The organism is Mycobacterium parmense (assembly GCF_010730575.1).
In the GTDB taxonomy this organism is placed as follows: domain Bacteria; phylum Actinomycetota; class Actinomycetes; order Mycobacteriales; family Mycobacteriaceae; genus Mycobacterium; species Mycobacterium parmense.
Genome location: NZ_AP022614.1, coordinates 4,009,674 through 4,028,170, shown reverse-complemented (window position 1 = coordinate 4,028,170; position 18,497 = coordinate 4,009,674). Strand labels below are relative to the sequence as shown.

At 70.9% G+C, this 18,497-nt stretch carries 14 protein-coding genes and 1 riboswitch; of the genes, 9 read left to right on the top strand and 5 right to left on the bottom strand.

The window, feature by feature from the left end:
* Positions 1–91 precede the first annotated feature (91 nt).
* Both G6N48_RS18600 and G6N48_RS18595 read left to right on the top strand, forming a co-directional pair.
* Positions 92–1,198: an acyl-CoA synthetase family protein gene (locus G6N48_RS18600; protein ID WP_085268558.1), complete on the top strand. Its 1,107-nt coding sequence runs from the start codon at positions 92–94 to the stop codon at positions 1,196–1,198.
* 2 nt (positions 1,199–1,200) lie between these two features.
* Complete coding sequence (locus G6N48_RS18595) at positions 1,201–2,592, top strand: aldehyde dehydrogenase family protein (protein WP_085268559.1); 1,392 nt, start codon at positions 1,201–1,203, stop codon at positions 2,590–2,592.
* A 107-nt stretch (positions 2,593–2,699) separates the two neighbouring features.
* On the opposite strand, the gene G6N48_RS18590 is transcribed toward G6N48_RS18595, so the two are convergent.
* On the bottom strand, positions 2,700–3,431 hold the full coding sequence (locus G6N48_RS18590) for a cutinase family protein (protein WP_085268560.1): 732 nt from the start codon (positions 3,429–3,431) through the stop codon (positions 2,700–2,702).
* Positions 3,432–3,687: 256 nt separating this feature from the next.
* Between G6N48_RS18590 and G6N48_RS18585 the strand changes: the two genes are divergently transcribed.
* Positions 3,688–4,554 carry an SDR family NAD(P)-dependent oxidoreductase gene (locus G6N48_RS18585; protein WP_085268561.1) on the top strand — a complete coding sequence of 289 codons (867 nt, stop codon included), beginning with the start codon at positions 3,688–3,690 and terminating at the stop codon, positions 4,552–4,554.
* Positions 4,551–6,116 carry an AMP-binding protein gene (locus tag G6N48_RS18580; RefSeq protein ID WP_085268562.1) on the top strand — a complete coding sequence of 522 codons (1,566 nt, stop codon included), beginning with the start codon at positions 4,551–4,553 and terminating at the stop codon, positions 6,114–6,116. Before G6N48_RS18585 ends, G6N48_RS18580 begins: the two co-directional genes overlap by 4 nt.
* On the opposite strand, the gene G6N48_RS18575 is transcribed toward G6N48_RS18580, so the two are convergent.
* Together G6N48_RS18575 and G6N48_RS18570 are read right to left on the bottom strand one after the other, a co-directional pair.
* Complete coding sequence (locus G6N48_RS18575) at positions 6,113–10,972, bottom strand: cation-translocating P-type ATPase (protein ID WP_085268563.1); 4,860 nt, start codon at positions 10,970–10,972, stop codon at positions 6,113–6,115. The genes G6N48_RS18580 and G6N48_RS18575 overlap by 4 nt on opposite strands.
* Before the next feature lie 146 nt (positions 10,973–11,118).
* Complete coding sequence (locus tag G6N48_RS18570) at positions 11,119–12,066, bottom strand: sigma-70 family RNA polymerase sigma factor (protein ID WP_085268564.1); 948 nt, start codon at positions 12,064–12,066, stop codon at positions 11,119–11,121.
* A 192-nt stretch (positions 12,067–12,258) separates the two neighbouring features.
* On the opposite strand from G6N48_RS18570, the gene G6N48_RS18565 reads away from it, so the two are divergent.
* Positions 12,259–13,026 carry an SDR family oxidoreductase gene (locus G6N48_RS18565; protein ID WP_085268565.1) on the top strand — a complete coding sequence of 256 codons (768 nt, stop codon included), beginning with the start codon at positions 12,259–12,261 and terminating at the stop codon, positions 13,024–13,026.
* Positions 13,027–13,054: 28 nt separating this feature from the next.
* Entirely contained in the window at positions 13,055–13,789 is a 735-nt protein-coding gene (locus G6N48_RS18560; RefSeq protein WP_085268566.1) for a DUF899 domain-containing protein, read from the top strand.
* A gap of 118 nt (positions 13,790–13,907) precedes the next feature.
* On the opposite strand, the gene G6N48_RS18555 is transcribed toward G6N48_RS18560, so the two are convergent.
* The gene (locus G6N48_RS18555; protein ID WP_085268675.1) at positions 13,908–14,132 is read right to left on the bottom strand and encodes a hypothetical protein; all 225 of its coding nucleotides are present in this window, start codon (positions 14,130–14,132) and stop codon (positions 13,908–13,910) included.
* A gap of 132 nt (positions 14,133–14,264) precedes the next feature.
* Here G6N48_RS18555 and G6N48_RS18550 point away from each other — a divergent pair, with 132 nt between their 5' ends.
* A complete protein-coding gene (locus G6N48_RS18550) occupies positions 14,265–14,729 on the top strand; it encodes an SRPBCC family protein (protein WP_085268567.1) in 465 nt (154 codons plus the stop codon).
* Positions 14,730–14,973: 244 nt separating this feature from the next.
* Positions 14,974–16,977: an acyltransferase family protein gene (locus G6N48_RS18545; RefSeq protein ID WP_085268568.1), complete on the top strand. Its 2,004-nt coding sequence runs from the start codon at positions 14,974–14,976 to the stop codon at positions 16,975–16,977.
* 3 nt (positions 16,978–16,980) lie between these two features.
* Here G6N48_RS18545 and G6N48_RS18540 read toward each other — a convergent pair whose 3' ends face one another.
* On the bottom strand, positions 16,981–17,640 hold the full coding sequence (locus tag G6N48_RS18540) for an O-methyltransferase (RefSeq protein ID WP_085268569.1): 660 nt from the start codon (positions 17,638–17,640) through the stop codon (positions 16,981–16,983).
* Positions 17,641–17,765: 125 nt separating this feature from the next.
* Positions 17,766–17,993: riboswitch (M-box (ykoK) riboswitch) on the top strand.
* A 267-nt stretch (positions 17,994–18,260) separates the two neighbouring features.
* Between G6N48_RS18540 and G6N48_RS18535 the strand changes: the two genes are divergently transcribed.
* Positions 18,261–18,473 (top strand): hypothetical protein, encoded by a 213-nt coding sequence (locus tag G6N48_RS18535; RefSeq protein ID WP_085268570.1) that lies wholly within the window; start codon positions 18,261–18,263, stop codon positions 18,471–18,473.
* Positions 18,474–18,497 lie beyond the last annotated feature (24 nt).

Below are 18,497 nucleotides of genomic sequence, written 5' to 3'. Positions count from 1 at the left end.
CCTGTGAACGAATCGGATTCGAGCGCGACGCGGCCGTGGCGGCGGGCGGCGGATCTGGCGGGCCGGTCTGCGATCAGCCAGGATCGATGGCGTGGCCGATATCGACTTCTCGCTGTTGGACGTCCCACGACCGGCGCCGCCGGCGGAACCCGAGGCCTACCTGCGCGCGGCGATCGCCTGGCATTTCGGCCCCGACACCGGTTCACCGTTCTGGCTGCGGACCGCGAAGACGCTGGGCTTCGATCCGCTGACGGAGATCACCACATTCGAGGACCTGAGACTTTTTCCCAACCTCGTCAACGAGCTGCGCAACGTCGCGGTGGAGGACCTGATCCCGCGCGGGTACCGCTCGCAGAGCTCGACGCCGCCGGTGCCCCAGATATTCGAGTCGGGCGGCACCACCGGCGCCCCGAAAAGGACCGTGCAGCTGCCGGATTGGTGCGCTCAGGTCATTCAGTGGCAGACCGAGGATTTCGCCGCCGGTGGATTCCAGCCGGGCCGCGGCTTTCTGTGCCTGATGCCAAGCGGGCCGCACGGCGTCGGCTACTTCTCCCGGCTGGTCTCCGAACGCCTCGGCTCGGTCTTTCACGGGATCGACATCGACCCCCGCTGGGTCAAGAAGCTCGCCGCCCGCCCCGGGGCAGCCGCCGCGGTGGCCGCCTACGTCGAGCACGTCCTCGAACAGGCCGCGCACGTGTTGAGGACGCAGAACGTCGCGAACCTGCACACCACGCCGCCGCTGCTCGAGGCGATCGCCCGCCGAGACGAGTTGGTGGACCTGGTCAACGCCAAGATCCGCTACCTGTTGCTCAGCGGCGCCCACGTGGACGCCGACACGCTCGACCTGCTGCGTGACATCTTCCCGGAGACCACGATCACCATGGCCTTCGGCAGCACCATGGTGCTGTCCCAGGCGGTCACCCGCACCGCCGACGGCGATTCGTTCGTCTTCGACCCGCGCACCCCCTACGTGGTGTTCTGGGTGGTGGACCCCGACACCGGTGAGCGGGTGGCCTACGGACGGCGGGGCCAGGTCGTGATGAATCACATAAGCAAGGGAATGTTCATACCGAACAACCTGGAGCGCGACATGGCGATCCGCATGCCCGGGCCGGCGGGCCAGCTCAGCGACTCCGTCGCCGAGGTGCACCCGGTCACCACCTTCGAAGGCGAGGCTGTCATCGAAGGCGTCTACTGACCATGGGCGACCAACAGGCCAGTGCGACAACCGATTCGGTATTCGTCGATGCGCTCGGTGCCGGCGGGCACTACCGGACCCGCAACCGCGAGGTCGTCGCCGGCACCGCAGGCCAACCTCTCGTGGAATTGAGCGTCGTTCCACCGCTGTTCATTTCGCGCACCCTTGCGGCTCAGCGGAAGGTCGCACCGCTGCCGCCCGGTGAGCGCGAAGCCGCGTTGTTGGGTGCCGCCGAAATCTTCGCCAACGGCGTCATCGCGGGCCTGGACTTCGAGGGCTACGTGGAAATGACAAGCCGCATATCGGGTTTGCCGATCGCGGTGACGCGCGCCGCGGCTCGTGGTGTGGCCGACGCGGTGGCCCACGCTTTCAGCGCGGTGCGGCCGGCGCGGCCGGTGGGCGCGGTGCCGGACTGGCGCGACCAGCGCAGCAGCCGCGGCGGCGCGGTGTGGGCGCGGCGCGGCGAGGTGTTCGCCGTCCATGCGTCCGGCAACGGCCCCGGCGTGCACGGGCTGTGGCCGCAGGCGCTGGCGCTGGGGTACCGGGTCGCGGTACGTCCGTCGCGTCGTGAGCCGCTCACGTCGCACCGGCTGGTGCATGCGGCGCGGGAGGCCGGGTTCCGGACCGAAGACGCCGCATACCTGCCCTGCGACCACGCCGGCGCCGACGAACTCATCCGTTCGGCTGACGTGGCCCTGGTGTACGGGGGCCAGGACGTGGTCGACAAATACGCGGCAGACCCCTCGGTGCTGGTCAACGGTCCCGGACGCGCCAAGATCGTGATCACCGCCGAGCGCGACTGGCGTGAGCACCTCGACCTCATCGTCGAGTCGGTCGCCGGTCTCGGCGGGATGGCGTGCGTCAACGCGACCGCGGTCCTCTACGAGGGCGATCCCGCCCCGCTGGCCAGGGCGCTCGCGGAGCGGTTGGCCACGATCCAGCCGCTGCCCGCCGACGACGAGCGGGCGATCCTGCCCGTGCAGCCCGTCGACAAGGCACGAGCGCTGGCGGATCACCTCGCGGTCCGCGCGGCCGGGTCGACCCCGCTGCTCGGGGCCGACCAGGTGGTCGCCTCGCTGGGCTCCGGCTACGCCGCGTTGCGTCCGGCCGTGCACCTGACCACGCCGGATGCGGACAACCTCAACGTGGAGCTACCCTTCCCGTGCGTGTGGGTGTCGTCCTGGTCGCGCGCCGCGGGCGTCGGCCCGCTGCGGCGCTCCCTGGTCGTCGCGGCCATCACCGACGACCAGACGCTGATCGACGACCTGCTTGCCGAGCCGACGGTCAGCAACGTCTACCGCGACCGCCCGACGTTGCACGCCGCCCCCGAGGTCCCGCACGACGGATTCCTGGCGGACTTTCTGATGCGCAACAAGGGCTTCGCCGGCAACTGAACCGGCAGCGCAAGCAGACGAACCGGCCGGCATCGGGTGGTGAGGAACCCGATGCCGGCCGGCCTGTTCGTCGAGCAGCGCGGACCGAATCGGCCCGCGCTGGTCGCTCACTGTCCGAAACCTCCCGGCGAGGCGACGGTGGTGGCGTTGCCGGCGCCGAGATGGCTGGCGGCGAAGTCGACGCCCTTGTCGATCATCGCACCGTCGTCGGCGTAGGTGTTGTGGGCGGCGAAGTTGAGCCCGTCGGAGCACACCGGGTCGTCGGGGGCGCAGACCTTGATGGTCTTGGACTGATAGATCGGTCCAATCGCCAGGGGGGGCTCACCCAGGAAGTTCATGGCCCGCACATTGGGGGTGCCGAAGAGCACCACCGAGGAGACGTGGTCGGCGATGGAGGGATCCAGGGGTTTGGGCACGGTGGCCGGGTCGATGCCGTCGGGAACGGCCGCGGAGGTGACAAAGCCCATCACGGCCGCGCCCTGCGAGTAGCCGCCGAGCACCATCTTGGTGTTGGGGCAGTCGTGGGCCATCGAGACCACGTGGGCGCCGGCGTCGCGCACCCCGTCGATGCCGGTGGCCCATTGGTCACTGGCGGGGTAGTTGACGGGGTAGACGTCATAGGAGCGCGGGGCCACGCGGGCGCGAAGCGCATCGACGAAGGCTTGACCGGTGGGGCCCACGCCGGGGGGTTCACCGGTGCCGCGGGCGAACACCACCTGGACATCGGGACACTGTGCCAGCGCCGACGGCAACACCGGCGCCACCGCAGCGGAAGCACCGATGCCCGCCGCGGCGACGGCTGCTGAACCAAAGGAACGGGCGAAGAAACGTGCGATCATGCCGCAATTGTGCCCAACCGACCGCCGCGCTAAACAGGGAAATGCGCACAAATTACTACGAGTTCACAAATGGGTTTCGCACGAAGCCGAAGTGCGGGGCGAGATGGCTTGACCGCGGCCAGGATTGGCCCCGGCGCCGCGAACCAGCATCTGGTGTGGTCTGCTAACGGTACGAGTTGGGGTGAACGGTGAACGAACAACCGCAACCTCGAGGTGTGCGAGTGGATATGGCAGCGAGTTGAACGCGTTAGTTCACATGGTGAATGCAGTCACCGACCGGTTGGCAAACCCGGCGCGGGTGTCCGACCCGGACAAGTTGCGCGGCGCGGTTTCCGGCAAGACCGCGCTGGTGACCGGGGCGTCCTACGGCATCGGCGAGGCGACTGCGCGCAGCCTGGCCGCCGCGGGGGCGACCGTGCTCGGCGTGGCCCGATCGGCCGAGCGGCTCGATGACCTCGCGGCGTCGATCAACGCCGGCGGTGGCCGGGCGATCACCTACCCGACCGATCTCGCCGACGAGTCTGCCGTCGCCGCGCTGACCAAGCGGATAACCGACGAGCACGGCCCGCTCGACATCGTGGTGAGCAACGCCGGCAAGTCGCTGCGCCGGTCGCTGCACGACCAGTACGACCGGCCGCACGATTTTCAGCGCACGATCGACGTCAACTACCTCGGTCCGGTGCGGCTGCTGCTGGGATTGCTTCCGGCGATGCGCGAGAACGGCGGCGGGCACATCGTCAACGTCTCGAGCGTCGCAGTGCGCGTAGCACCGGGGCCGCAATGGGGCGCCTACCAGGCGTCCAAGGGCGCCTTCGACCGCTGGCTGCGTAGCGTGTCCCCGGAGTTGCACGCCGACGGCGTGGACGTCACCTCGGTATATTTCGCGCTGGTACGCACCAGGATGATCGCCCCGACACCGGCGCTCGGCCGGCTGCCCGGCTTGTCGCCGGACGAAGCCGCCGACGCCGTCGCCAAGGCCCTCATCGACCGGTCGCGCACCCTCGAGCCGCCCTGGCTGCTGCCCGCCGAAGTCGCGTCCGTGCTGCTCGCCGGTCCGGCCGAGCGGGCGGCCCGGTTGTGGCACCGCCGACTGTTCGCCGATCCCCCCGAGGTCCCGCGATGATCTTCGACAGCGTCATGCCCGGCGCGGCCAGAGCGCTGCTGCATTCGGGATTGTTGAGCCCGCCGTCCCCCCTCGCGGTGGCGCGGCTGCTGCGTGAGGCACACCGCGGGGGCACCAACCCCTACACCCTGTTGGCGGTCACCGCGGCCCGGTGGCCGGAGCGGGCCGCGATAGCCGACGACGACGGAGTGCTCGACTATCGCCAGCTGCGGTCGGCGACGGAAGCCGTGGCGGCCCGGCTCCGGGCCGTCGGCGTCGGCCCCGGGCAGGCGGTGGGCGTCATGTGCCGCAACGGCCGCGGTTTCGTCGCGGGCGTCTTCGGCGCCGCCCTGGTGGGCGCCGACGTCGTCCTGATCAACACCGATTTCCGCAGCGACGCGCTGGCGGCCGCCGTCGGCGCGCACGACGTCACGGCAATGGTCGCCGACGACGAATTCTCCGACCGGATCCGGGCCGCGAATGAAGCAGTCGTCATCCTCGACCCGGCGACACTCGCCGCGCGCGCGGGTGACCGGCGACCGGCCGTGGCCGCGCCCGGGCGGATCATCCTGCTCACCTCGGGAACCACCGGCAAGCCCAAAGGCGTGCCACGCGCGCCGCACCTGCGTTCGGCGATGGGCCTGTGGGTGACGATCCTCGATCGCACCCGGTTGCGCACCGGGTCGCGGATCTCGGTGGCAATGCCGATGTTTCACGGGCTCGGCCTCGGCATGCTGATGCTGACGACGGCTCTTGGCGGCACGGTGCTCACCCAGCGACAGTTCGATGCCGAGGGCGCTTTGGCGCAGGCGTCGCTGCACCGCGCGGACGCGTTCACCGCGGTGCCGGTCGTGCTCGCCCGCATCCTCGACCTTCCGCAGCGGGTCCGGGCGCGCAATCCGGTTCCGCACCTGCGGGTGGTGCTGTCCAGCGGGGACCGCCTGGATCCAGGCCTGGGGCGGCGGTTCATGGACACCTACGGCGACATCCTCTACAACGGCTACGGGTCCACCGAGGTCGGGATCGGCGCCCTCGCGACCCCGGCGGACCTGCGGGAGGCGCCGGAGACCGTCGGAAAACCGGTCGCGGGCTGCCCGGTGCGAATCTTCGACAGGAACGACAAGCCCGTGGGCCCCCGCGTCACCGGCCGCATCTTCGTCGGCGGCCAGCTCGGCAGCCAGGGCTACACGGGTGGAGGCTCCAAACCCGTCGTCGACGGCATGACGGGCACCGGTGACATGGGTTACCTGGACAACACCGGCCGGCTGTTCATCGTCGGCCGCGAGGACGACATGATCATTTCCGGCGGGGAGAACGTCTACCCGCGCGCGGTCGAGAACGCCCTCGGCGAGCACCCCGATGTCGCCGACAGCGCCGTCATCGGTGTGCCCGACGAGCGGTTCGGCCACCGGCTGGCCGCGTTCGTGGTCTTGCAGCCGCGCAGCGGCCTCGACGCGCATGCCCTGCGCGAGTACCTGAAGAACCGGGTTTCGCGCTTCGAACAGCCCCGGGACATTCACGTGGTGAGCAGCATCCCGCGCAATGCCGCCGGCAAGGTGGTGCGCCGGGAGCTCGCCGTCTAGCCGAGACCCGGGATAAGCCGCAGCTCCTGCTGCTTGGGCTCCAGGGCGGCGACCCGGTTGGCCAGCCAGTTGGGTGCCAGCGCCGAGACGGCGGTGGCACCCGCGGTGGCGCCGATGACCCCGGTCCACGCGACCGGGCCCAGCGGCGTGCAGCCGAAGAAGTGGCTGACGCCCGGCGTCTGGACGATGGCGACCAGCACGGCCGCGCTGCCCACCGCCGTCCCCAGCACCAGCGGGCTGTGGCGGCGGGTCAACAGAGTCTGCGCGAGCTGCGTCGTCACCAACGCGGTCAGCCCCATCGTCGCCGTGCGGCGTTCGGTGCCGAAGGTCCAGCGCCCGATGCCCCAGGCCGCCGTCGCGCCGGCGGCCGTGACGGCGCCGCGGGTGACGATCTGGCGCATGAGTGGCGCGTCGAGCGACGGCGCCGGTTCGGCCAGCGCGGCGCGCTGGAACGCGCGCTGTAGCTCTTCGGCGTCGCGCCCGACACCGTCCTCGTCTTCCTCCTCGGGCTGCGGGTATTGCGGGGTGACGGCGACCGCGAGCGCCGGGAACATGTCGGTGAGCAGGTTCACCAGCAGCAGCTGCCGGGTGCCCACCGGCGCCCGGCCCGTGCCCAGCGCCGTTCCGATGAGGGTGAACAGCACCTCGCCGACGTTGCCGCCGACCAGGATGCTGACCGCGTCGCGCACACCGCCCCACATGCCACGGCCTTCGATCAGCGCGTCGAGCAGCACTCCGAGGTCGTTGTCGGTCAGGACGATGTCGGCGGCGCTGCGCGCGGCCGACGAGCCGCGGCCGCTGACCCCGATACCCACGTCGGCCATCCGGATCGCGGCGGCGTCGTTGGCCCCGTCGCCGACCATCGCGGTCACCTGCCCGCAGCGCTGCAGCGCGGCGACGATCTGTACCTTCTGTTCCGGGCTGACACGGGCGAAGACCTGGACGTCGGCGGCGACCTTGGCGCGGGCATCCTCGTCGAGCGCGGCCAGCTCGGCGCCGCTGATCTCTTTGGCGTCGGTCGGCAGGCCCAGCTGGCGGGCGATCGCCCGCGCGGTCACCGGGTGGTCGCCGGTGATCAGCACGACCCGGCGGTTGGATTCGCGCAGCGCCTCGATCAGAGGGCGAGCCGACGCCCGGGCGGTGTCCGCGAGGCCGACGTAGCCGAGCAGCTCGAGGTCGTGCGCCGCGGCGTCCACGTTGTCGGCATCGGTGTCCTCCTCCGATGTCCCGTGGTCCCAGCGTCGCTGCGCCACCGCCAGCACACGCAGGCCCTGCTCCGCGAGCCGCAGGATCAGGGATTCGGCGTGCTTGAGGTCGCCGGCGTCCGGGTCGTCGAACCGGCAGCGAGGCAGGATCTCCTCAGGGGCGCCCTTGACCAGCAGCATCGGGGCCCCGTTGCCGCTGAAGGTGCCCACCGCCGCCGAGTAGCCGCGACTGGACTCGAACGGCACCTCGGCGAGGACCGCCCACTCGCGATCGCCCTGGCCGTTCAGCGACTGCGCGGCGGTCAGGATGGCCTCGTCGGTGGCGTGCGCGTGGCCCTGCCCGTTCTGCGGCTGCGAACAGGTGCGCGCGGCGGTCCGCAGCACGGCGGCGGCCCGCGGGTCGCTCAACTCCGGCAGGGAACCGTCGATGCTGAGGTCGTGCGGAACGCTGCTGACGACCCGCAGATGGTTCTCGGTGAGAGTGCCGGTCTTGTCGAAGCACACGGTCTGGACCCGGCCCAGTGCCTCGACGGCGCGCGGTGTGCGCACCAGGGCGCCGCGCCGCGACAACCGCTGGGCGGCCGCGAGCTGGGCGAGGGTGGCCACCAGCGGCAGGCCCTCGGGGACGGCCGCGACGGCAATCGCGACGCCGTCGGCGACCGCCTGCCGCAGCGGCGCCCGGTGCAGCAGCGCCAGGCCGGTCACGGTCGCGCCGCCGGCCAGGGTCAGCGGAAGCACCTTGCTGGTCAGCTCGCGCAACCGCGCCTGCACACCGGCGGCCGACTCGACATCGGCGATCGCCGACATCGCGCGCTGCGCCGCGGTGCCGGCGCCGGTGGCCACGACGATCGCGCGGGCGCGCCCGGCGACGATCGTGCTGCCTTCGAACAGCATGCTGGCCCGGTCCGAGTCGGCGACCGCGACGGGATCGACCTGCTTGTCGACCGGCAGCGACTCACCGGTCAGGAAGGACTCGTCGACCTCGAGGTCGTCGGCCAGCAACAGGCGGGCGTCGGCCGGCACGACCTCGGGCGCGGACAGGTCGATGATGTCGCCCGGGCGCAGCGTCTTCGCGCTGACCGTGACCGTTCGCTCGGTGGTGCGGGCGGCGTCCAGCCGGCGTTGTGCGGTGGCCACCGCGGGGAGCACGACGCGGCGGGCGTGCTGGTCCTGCTCGGCGAACAACTCCGCGATGGCCGCTTCCGCGCGCAGGCGTTGCACCCCACCGGCGATCGCGTTGGCGGTCATCACGCCCGCGACCAGCAGCGCGTCGACGTTGCTACCGACGATCGCGGACGCCGCCGCGCCCACGGCCAGGATGGGTGTCAGCGGGTCGGCGAGCTCGGCCCGGGTGGCGACAAGCAGGCGTCCCACGCGGCTCGCCGGTCCGCGCAGCGGCGACACGACGGGGTTGTAGGACAGGTCGTCGAGGAACTGCCGCCAGGGGGCGACGCCGGGCTCGACGGCAAGGGGCCGGGTGCGGCTGGTCAGTCGCGAGTAGACGATCTCGGGGTCCAGGGCGTGCCAGGCGGTCAGCGGCTGCGGGGTGGGGACGGGCAGCCGGATGACCCGGGTGGCCGCGAACGTGCCCTGGATCAGGGCGGCCGCTGCGGCCGCGTTGACCGGGTTCAGCCAGCGCTGGATGGCCAGCGGGTTGCTGGTGGCGCGGGAGTCGCCCGTGACCAGCAGCAGGCCGGCGAGCGTGCTGCCGCCTTTGGCGAGGCGCACCGACGACTCGGTCGCTTCCCGCGCGACGGGCAGCGCCGACAGGATCCGCACCGCCGCCGCCAGATCGGTGCCGGTGATGATGTCCGCGGTCCACGGCGTCGCCGCCTGCGGGTCGTCCAGGGCCACCCCGACGTCGGCGATCGCGAGCGCGGCCAGCGTGTCGGTCGACGCGAAGTCGCGGTGCAGTGCGGTGATCAGCAGCACCGGTCCGCGATCCGACCGCAGGTCGCGGACCAGCTTCAGCAGCGGCGTGCCCGGTGGATGGCTGACTGCGACGCTGGCTGTCAGGTCCTCGGTGCCGGCGACGTGGCGCAGCACCACGCGCGCCCCGGTCCGGTGCGCCGTCTGCAGCAGCGGGATGGCGAAGGGGTCGACCTCCCAGCCGACGTCGACGCTGCCCACCAGCTCGCCGTCGACCACCAGGTCGGCGTGCTCGAGGCCCTGAGCCGGCGTGTCCGACGGGCCCGGCGCACGGACCCACCGCAGGCGGGCACCGGTGGCGGGCAACTCGTCCGGATCGGGTTCGGGGGCTTCCTCGCCATGCAGCAGCGCGTCGGCGACCTCGTAGACGCGGTCCTCGTCCCAGCCGGGCAGGTCACCGCGGGCACGCAGCACCGCGCGGTGGTCGCCGCGCAACGCCGCTCCGTCGATGACGACGACCTTCACCCGGTCCAGCCGCCGCAGGGCGCCGGGATCGAGGATCAGTTGCCCGGCGTGGGCGAGGCCGCGGCCCAGCACGGCGGCGAAGGCCTGGCGCCCGACATGCGCCGCCCGGGGCACGCCCGCCAGCAGCGCGCCCGCGGCGTCCTCGGTGCCCCCGCCGGCCAGCAGCGCACCGGCGGCCGCCACCAGCGAAGCGTTCGCGGCTTGGTCGGCGTACTCCTCGACCGGTCCGGCCATCGACCCTTTCGCCGTGTCGATGGCGGCGTCGATCGCCCCGCCGACCACCACGTGGGAGGCGTCACCGGCGTCCGCGGCCGCCCAGCTGTGTCGCGGGGTCTGCGACCCGGGGCCTGCAGACGAGATGACGGGGACCACCGGCGCCTGGGGGCGCTTCGGCGAGGCCAGCTCGGGCTCGCGCTCGCGCCAGCGCTGCCGGTGGGCCGTGGCTTCGGAGACTTGCAGGCTGCGCTGGGCCAGGTCGAGCATCGGTGTGCCGATCGCCTGCGTGAGCCCGTTGGCCACCGCGGCGGAGGCGCTCAGCGCGAGGTCGGTGCCGACCCGCCCCAGCCGCGATTCCAGTACGGCGACGATGCGGGGCTGGTGATTGAGCAGGGCCGCCGCGGCGCGTGCGCTGCGCGGCGCGACCGGCAGCCGGCCGATCCAGCCGGTCACCGAGGCCCCGATGGCCACGACGTCCAGCGCCGCGGCGGTGGCCGGCACCAGGATCGCCAGCGGGTTGCCCGGGTCGGCGAACGGCGCGGTGCGCGGCGCGGACGTCGGGGCCACCAGGGCGAGGTCGGCGGCGACGGCGCACACCGTTTCCTGGACCTGCTCCAGAACGGCCTTGCTGTCGGCGCCGCCGTCGAATTCGACCACCAGCCGGCCGAGGGCGCCCTCGACGTGCGCGGCGGCAACTCCGGGAACCCGGCGGACCGGCTCTTCCACCGCCGGCGCGTGGTCGTGCCAGCCGGGGAACGGCAGCAGCGGGTCCAGGTCCAGGTGCACCCGCTGCCCGCTCTGCCAGCGCACCGGCGGCGGGACGGGGGCGGGCACGCCGTCGGCGGAACCGCCGAGGCCGATCGCCCGGCCGGTCGTCGCGGCGACGGACTGCACCACCGGCCCGGCCAGTTCCAGCACCGGATCGGTCAGCGTCTGCAGCGCGCCCGCGGCACCCGCCGCGGTGGACACCCCGGCACGCACTGCCAGCGCGGCCCCGTTGGCCACACCGGCGACGACGCCGGTTACGCCCGGAATCTTCACTCCGTCACCCTTCGATTTCAGCTACAGCGCTCAATGATCCCGGCGTATCAGGAACCCGTCCACAGATGAGTCGGAAGGCGGGTCGCGCGACGGCACCGATGACGTGTCCCGGCCATCACCAGGTGCGGTCGCGGTTCCTTCGAAGCTTACCGGGTCGGTGGCAGACCAAACCTGCCGAAGAGCCCGGGGTCGAGGAACACGGTGATGGCGGTGATCCCGGCCGCACCGCCGGTGAGGACGTGGATCGAGTGGGCGCGCAGCACCCCCTCGGCGCCGCGGCGGTACTCGGCAACCGCGGGCTGCCCGTTCGCGGCCGTGGGGGTCATCACCACGTCGCCGGCGCTGGTGAAAGCGCGCGCGGCCAGAAATCGCATCACCGTGTCCCGGCCGGTGAACCACATGGGTAGGGGCGGCATCTCCAGCCGGACGTCGGCTTGCAAGAGCTCGGTGAGGGCGGCCATGTCGGCGTTCTCGAACGCCGAGCAATACCGGTCCAGCAGCGCGCGGCGCGCGGCGTCGTCGGGCTCCGCAAGGCTCTCCTCGTCCGGGTCGACCTCGGCGAGCCGGGCGCGCGCCCGCTGCAGTGCGCTGTTGACCGCGGCCGGGGTGATCTCGAGCAGTTCGGCCACCTCGGCGGCGCTGAATTGGACGACGTCGCGCAGGATCAGCGCGGCACGCTGACGGGCGGGCAGCTCCTGCAGGGCGGTCATGACGGCAAGCCGGACGCTCGTCCGGGCGGCCAGCGCCGTTTCGGGAGTCAACGTGTCGGGGATCGGCTCCAGCCACTCGTGGTGGGCGTCGCTCGCCTCGAGGTCCGCCTCGGCGTCGCGCGAGGCATCCCCCAAACCGGCCGGCAGTACGCGGCGAGCCCGGCCCTCCAGGGCGCGCAGGCAGGCCGTGGTCGCGATGCGATACAGCCACGTTCGCAACGCTGCGCGTTCCTCGAACGCCGGGTAGCCACGCCAGCCCCGCAGGTAGGTTTCCTGAACCAGGTCCTCGGCGTCGTGCACCGAACCGAGCATGCGGTAGCAGTGCGCGATCAACTCGGCGCGAAACGGCGCGGCGCGCTCGATGAAGTCTTCCTGATCCGGCACGGGCCCCTCCCATCGCTGCCCGGTCTGTCGCGAAACGTTACTGGAGTACTGGAGACGCCGGACCGCGGAAATTCATCGGTCCCGCGGCGATGAATTCGCCGGCGTCGCCGCATCTCAATTGGTGGGGGCCGGCCGGGAACGCGGGCGGCGCGAACCCTCACCCGACAACCCCGTCCGAGAGCGAGCACCAACATGAGTCAGACCTTGCCGATCACCGACGGCCTCGTCGGCACCACCGCGATCGTCACCGGCGCGAGCCGCGGATTCGGCCGTGCGATCGCGACCGCGTTGTGGGGTGCGGGCGCCGAGGTGGTCGGCGTCGCCCGCACCCGCAGCCTGCTCGAGGGCGTGCGCGACGACCTCGGCGACCGGTTCGTCCCGGTGGTCGCCGACGTCGCCGACGCGGTCGCCGCCGAGAGGTTGATCGACGAGTACCGGCCGCGCACGCTGGTGCTGTGCGCCGGGGCGGCGCCCCGGATGAGCCCGTTGCGGGAGCAGACGTGGGAGACGTTCAGCGAGAACTGGAATGTCGACGTCGCACAGACATTCCACTGGACACGCGCGGCGCTGCGGCGGCCCCTGGCACCGGGCAGCACGGTGATCGCGATGTCCAGCGGCGCCGCGCTGGCCGGGTCACCGCTCAGCGGTGGCTACGCCGGCGCCAAGGCTGCCGTCAAGTTCGTGACCAGCTACGCCGCCACCGAAGCCCAGCGGGCCGGGCTTGGGATCCGCTTCGTCTCCGTGCTGCCCCGGTTGACGCCGGCCACCGACCTGGGAGCCGAGGCGGTCGCCGCGTACGCCGAGCGGCAGGGCGTCGACGTCGAGGAGTTCGTGCGGGCCAGTGGACCGGCGCTCAGCGCTCAGGAAGTCGGGCGCTCGGTCCGAGAGATCGCCGGCGGGGATCCCGACGGCAACGAGTCGTACCTGCTCACCGCGTCGGGTCTGACCCCGCTCGGCTGAATCTCGAACCGGAAGGCGGACAGCGTAAATGACTTCACCGAGAATCGTGTCGGACGGGGAATGGGCCGCTGCTCTCGAACAGCTGCTGGTCAAGGAGAAGGAGCTGACCCGCGCCCGCGACGCGATGGCGGCGTTGCGTCGGCGCATGCCATGGCGGGCCGTGGACAAGCGGTATGAGTTCGACGGCCCGGCCGGCAGGGTCGGTCTGCTCGGCCTGTTCGCGGGCAGACGTCAGCTGGTCGTGTACCGGGCCTTCTACGGACCTGATATCGACGGCTGGCCCGACCACTGTTGCCGGGGCTGCTCGATGATCGCCGACCACATCGGCCACCTGGCCCACCTCAACGCCCGCGACACCACCCTGGTATTCGCATCGCGCGCGCCGCAACCCGACATCGAGCGCCTCAAGGCGCGGATGGGTTGGGACATGCCGTGGTACACGATCACCGACGATTTCGACAGCGACTTCGGCGTGGACGAATGGCATGGCACGAACGCATTCATCCGCGACGGTGATCGCGTGTTCCGCACCTACTTCGTCAACAACCGCGGCGACGAGGTGCTGGGGAACACGTGGAGCTTCCTGGACCTGACGGCGCTGGGTCGCCAGGAGGACTGGGAGGACTCGCCCGCGGGCTACCCGCAGACCAAGCCGTACGAGTGGTGGGACTGGCACGACGAATACGGCGCGCATCAGCCCTCGCGGTGGTTCGGGGAGCCCGACCCCGACGATCCCCGCGACCCCCGGCCGGCACGGGATTAATGAATCGCTTCAGTGCTTGATTTTCTCGGGATGGGCTTTCGTTCGAGCCGCTTTCCCGCGTCAATTCGCGGTAGCCGTCGAGGGGCTATCGCTATCGCGCTATAGGGCTGAAAAAGTCTTACAAAATTCGGTGGCTCGCCCTACCGACGTGATAGCCGGCGGGGAAGGACTTCTCGATGACCTGCAACTGATGGTCCACTCTGGACTCGAGTTCGAGCACCACGCAGCTGTCGCCGACGGCTTTCGATTCGAGAACTATGTACCGCTGACCGCCATCGGTGATGGGGTCGCCTGAATGCAATTTTTCGACGGGCACCAATTCCGGGGTTCCGAATGACTCCACCCACCACACGTTAGGTCACTTCCGCGACCGAGGGAATAGTCGTTTCGCCGGCCACCAATATCCGCCAGAACCCGGCATACGCGACAATGGTGCGATGAACGGATTCGGCCGAACCCGCCGCGGAGCCGCGGAATGAGCTGGTGGATCGCGCGTTCCACGCACACGCTCAGCCAGCACGTGCCCGCGGAACCGGACGACGTCCGGGAATTCTACGTCGACCTGGACAACATCAGGCTGGTCCACCCGCTGATCGTGTCGGTGCAGGTGTTGTCGCGCGGCGAGACCCCGGACGGCTACGACCAGACCTATCGGGTCGTGGACCGCATTCCGCTAGGTCCGATCTCGATGAGGATCACCTACCGCGCGCGGCTGCTCACGCGGGCCGACGGTGCGGTGGCGACCGAGGCCGACCAGTGGCCCGCCGTCCGTCTGCGCGGCGCGGTGAGCTTCGAGCCGGCCGACGGCGGCACGCTGCTTGTCGAGCGCATCACCGTCGCGGCGCCCCGGCCGCTCGCCGCGACGACGGCACGCCAGGCGGTCCAGGCGCACGCCACCATGCTGGCCGGGATCGCCCGCCACTTCGAATCCCGGGGGTGAGCGGCCGATTTCGCCCCCCGGCACCCACCCCGCCGGAGCCGTCGAAGTCACCGCGTGTCTTCGCGGCATCCTGACGCACCGCCCTTAAGCTGGCTGCGATCAACAGGAGGGGTAGCGACGTATCGGCATCAACTATGGCGCCGGGCGACATGGCGGTCAGGGCGCACTAGAAACGGGCGCTGAGCCGGGCGGGACGGATCCCGCGCCGGCCCACAACGCTGCGCGGCGACGATGGGTCGCACCCGTGCGGCGTGCGGGGCGCCTCGCGATCTGGGATCAACCCGAGCGGCGCAACGGAATTCCCGCACTGGACGGACTGCGCGCGATCGCGGTCGGGCTGGTGCTCGTCGGGCACGGCGGCGTCCCGGGTGTCGGCGGCGGCTTCATCGGCGTCGACGTGTTCTTCGTCCTCAGCGGGTTCCTCATCACCTCGCTGCTGCTGGACGAGCTGGGGCGCACGGGCCGCATCGGCCTGCCCGGTTTCTGGATCCGGCGCGCCCGGCGATTGTTGCCGGCGCTGGTGCTGATGGTGCTCACCGTCGCCGCGGCCCGCGAACTGCTGCCTTACCAGGCCCTGACCGGCCTGCGCAGCGACGCGATCGCGGCGTTCCTCTGGATTGCCAACTGGCGCTTCGTCGCTGCGAAGACGGACTATTTCACGCAGGGCGCTCCGCCGTCGCCGCTGCAGCACACCTGGTCGCTGGGGGTGGAGGAGCAGTACTACTTCTTCTGGCCCGCTCTGTTGATCGCGGTGGCGTTGCTGCTGGCCGCGCGGGCCAGGCGCCGCCTGACCTGGGCCACCGTGGGCGGCGTCCGGTTCGCCGCCTTCCTGATAGCCACCCTGGGGGCGCTGGCGTCCGCGGTGGCCGCCATGGTCTGGGTTTCCGACGCCACGCGCGACCGGATCTACTTCGGCACCGACACCCGCGCGCAGGCGTTGCTGATCGGCTCCGCGGCGGCCGCGCTGCTGGTGCGGGACTGGCCGTCGCTGAACCGGGGCTGGTGCCTCATCGGAACCCGGTGGGGACGCCGCCTCGCACGCGTGCTGCCGGTGACAGGCCTGGCCGGACTGGCGGCGGCAGCACACTATGCGACGGGCAGCGCGAGCGAATTTCGCCACGGTCTGCTGATCGGGGTGGCGATCGCCTCCGTTCTGGTGGTCGCCCCGGTGGCTCTCGAGCAGCGGGGAGCGGTCGCCCGTCTACTCGCCGCGCGTCCTCTGGTGTGGCTGGGCACCGTCTCCTACGGGGTCTACCTGTGGCACTGGCCGATCTTCCTCGCACTCAACGGGGAACACACCGGCTGGACCGGGCTCCAGCTGTTCGCCGCGCGCTGCGGTGCCACGCTGGTGGTGGCCGTCGCGTCGTGGTGGCTGATCGAACAGCCCATCAGGCGTTGGCGGCCGGCCCGGGTGCCGCTGTTGCCGCTCGCTGCGGCCACCGTGGCCAGCGCCGCCGCGGTGACGCTGTTGGTGGTCCCGGTCGGAACCGGCCCGGCGCTGCGCGAAGCCGGCCTGCCGCCCGGTGTCTCGGCGGTCGCCGCGGTGTCTCCGTCGCCGCCCGGCGGCAGCGGGCAGGTCGGCCCGCGAAACCCCAACCGCCCGTTCACTGTATCGGTTTTCGGCGATTCCATTGGCTGGACGTGGATGCACTATCTGCCGCCGACCCCGGGCTTCGCCTTCCTGGACCACACCGTCATCGGCTGCAGCCTGGTGCGCGGCACTCCGTACCGCTACCTCGGGCAGACGCTCGAGCAACGGCAGGAATGTGACGGCTGGCCGATTCGCTGGGCGAATCAGATCAGCCGGGACCAGCCAGACGCCGCGCTGCTGGTGATCGGACGCTGGGAGACGGTGGACCGCGTCAACGAGGGACAGTGGACCCACATCGGCGACCCGACGTTCGACTCCTACCTCAACGCCGAATTGCAGCGGGCGCTGAACATCGTCAGCGCCAACGGCGTTCGCGTCGTCGTCGCGACGGTGCCGTACAGCCGTGGCGGGGAGAAACCCGACGGCCGGCTGTACCCGGAGGATCAACCCGACCGGGTCAACCTGTGGAACGCGATGCTTCGCAAGACCGTGAGCGGGCATCCCAACGTGCAGATTCTGGATCTGAACAAGAAGCTGTGCCCGGACGGCGTCTACACCGCCAAGGTCGACGGGATCAAGGTGCGCAGCGACGGCGTCCACCTCACGCCGGAAGGTGTGAAGTGGTTGACGCCGTGGCTCGAGGAATCCCTGCGCTAGTTGCTAACCGCCCGTGCGACAGCTGATTTCCATGCTGTCGCTGTCTCGGACGAGGAAGTTGAAGCTGACATAGCCGTTGTCCGGGTTGCGCACCCGGTCGAGATACGGCTGGGTTTCGGGAGAATTGGTGTTGTCGGCGACGACGAGCACGCCCGGCGACAGGCGCGGTTCGAGCAATTCGATGATCGGCAGGTAGAGATCCTTCCAGCCGTCGAGCAGGACGAAGTCGACCGGACCCTCCAGGCCGGCCAGCGTGGACAGCGCATCCCCTTCGAGGACGGTGATGAGGTCAGCCAGCCCGGTTTCGGCGAAGGTGTTCTTCGCGGCGGCGATCTTCGTCGCGCTGAGCTCGGTGGTCACCACCCGACCGGTGCCGTTGTCGCGCACGGCGGATGCGAGGTGAACGGCGCTGAGCCCGAACGACATCCCGAACTCGACGACCGTGGCCGGCTTGGTGGCCCGCACCAGGGAGTAGAGCAACCGGCCGGCCTCAGGAGTCACCGGGATGTAGAACTCGCTCATCGCGTCGGCGCGCTCCTGCGCGGTCATCTTCCGCTGGAGCTCGCCGTGTCTGTCGCGCAGCAGCGACATCTGGTTCTTTGCCTCGGTGTACATGCGGTCGAGCGCGTTCGCGACCCTGGGTTCCTGCAGAGTGTTGGCCATGCCATCGAGCGTATTCCCCGCGATGTCGCGAAAGGCGAACCGGCCATATGGTTACCGGAGCCTGAAGCAAGGGTTACGTAAAGACGTTTGACGGCTGATGGGTTTCGGTGCCACCATGGACGGCGCAAGCACCTCGGTAGGTGAGGCGTCTGCACGGACACAGGCCACTGACCCCGAACGTCGAGAGACGCCCCGGGTCAGGACAGCTCTTCCCGGACCCAAGGGTTGAGCCCAAGTGGCTTCCGGACGAGGAGCGATCGCAAGCGCGGCGACGCCGGGCGCGGCGGGTCGCGACCATAGATCAAGTCCGGATACGCCGTGCAGTGCCGAAGCTCCGACGAGAGGGGTGTGGCAGGCGGTTCCGCCGCCTTCTCGTGCCTCTTCCGTTCAGGTGAATGTGATGACACCCGCGTGTGTCTTGGCCGTGAGGAGGTGAGGGCGAGATGAGCGAGAGCAGTCCGGGCGACAGTCCCTATCCGAATTCCATCTTGTCCCGATCCGGATCCGGCATCCTGCTGACGGCCTGAGCATCAGGCGGCCGTCACCCCTGCGCGCGGCATTTGCGCCGCCCCCAGTGCGCTGGTGACGGGGTCCGGGCGGGCACGCGGCAGGAGAAGATCATGGCTTTGTTTGTCACACAACGTTTTTCCGGTGGCTCGTCGCTGCGCTGCCGGGCCCGGGTGCGCGCCGGCCGGCTGTTGACGAAGGTGCGGGCGTCGCGTGGGCTCAGCGCGCAGGAGCGCGCCGACCTGTACGTGTCCCGGATGCCCATCGCGGTTGTCACGGCCCCGCCCGGCGGGCATCCGCCGCGTGAGGCCGGCAACCGCCGGTGATCGTTTCCGCCGCCCCCGCATGCC

Bases quoted from the DNA above. Each gene is read 5' to 3' on its own strand.
- G6N48_RS18585 (WP_085268561.1), top strand. From the start codon at position 3,688: ATGGTGAATGCAGTCACCGACCGGTTGGCAAACCCGGCGCGGGTGTCC.
- G6N48_RS18550 (WP_085268567.1), top strand. From the start codon at position 14,265: ATGAGCTGGTGGATCGCGCGTTCCACGCACACGCTCAGCCAGCACGTG.
- G6N48_RS18535 (WP_085268570.1), top strand. From the start codon at position 18,261: ATGGCTTTGTTTGTCACACAACGTTTTTCCGGTGGCTCGTCGCTGCGC.
- G6N48_RS18590 (WP_085268560.1), bottom strand. From the start codon at position 3,431: ATGATCGCACGTTTCTTCGCCCGTTCCTTTGGTTCAGCAGCCGTCGCC.
- G6N48_RS18580 (WP_085268562.1), top strand. From the start codon at position 4,551: ATGATCTTCGACAGCGTCATGCCCGGCGCGGCCAGAGCGCTGCTGCAT.
- G6N48_RS18560 (WP_085268566.1), top strand. From the start codon at position 13,055: ATGACTTCACCGAGAATCGTGTCGGACGGGGAATGGGCCGCTGCTCTC.
- G6N48_RS18595 (WP_085268559.1), top strand. From the start codon at position 1,201: ATGGGCGACCAACAGGCCAGTGCGACAACCGATTCGGTATTCGTCGAT.
- G6N48_RS18565 (WP_085268565.1), top strand. From the start codon at position 12,259: ATGAGTCAGACCTTGCCGATCACCGACGGCCTCGTCGGCACCACCGCG.
- G6N48_RS18540 (WP_085268569.1), bottom strand. From the start codon at position 17,640: ATGGCCAACACTCTGCAGGAACCCAGGGTCGCGAACGCGCTCGACCGC.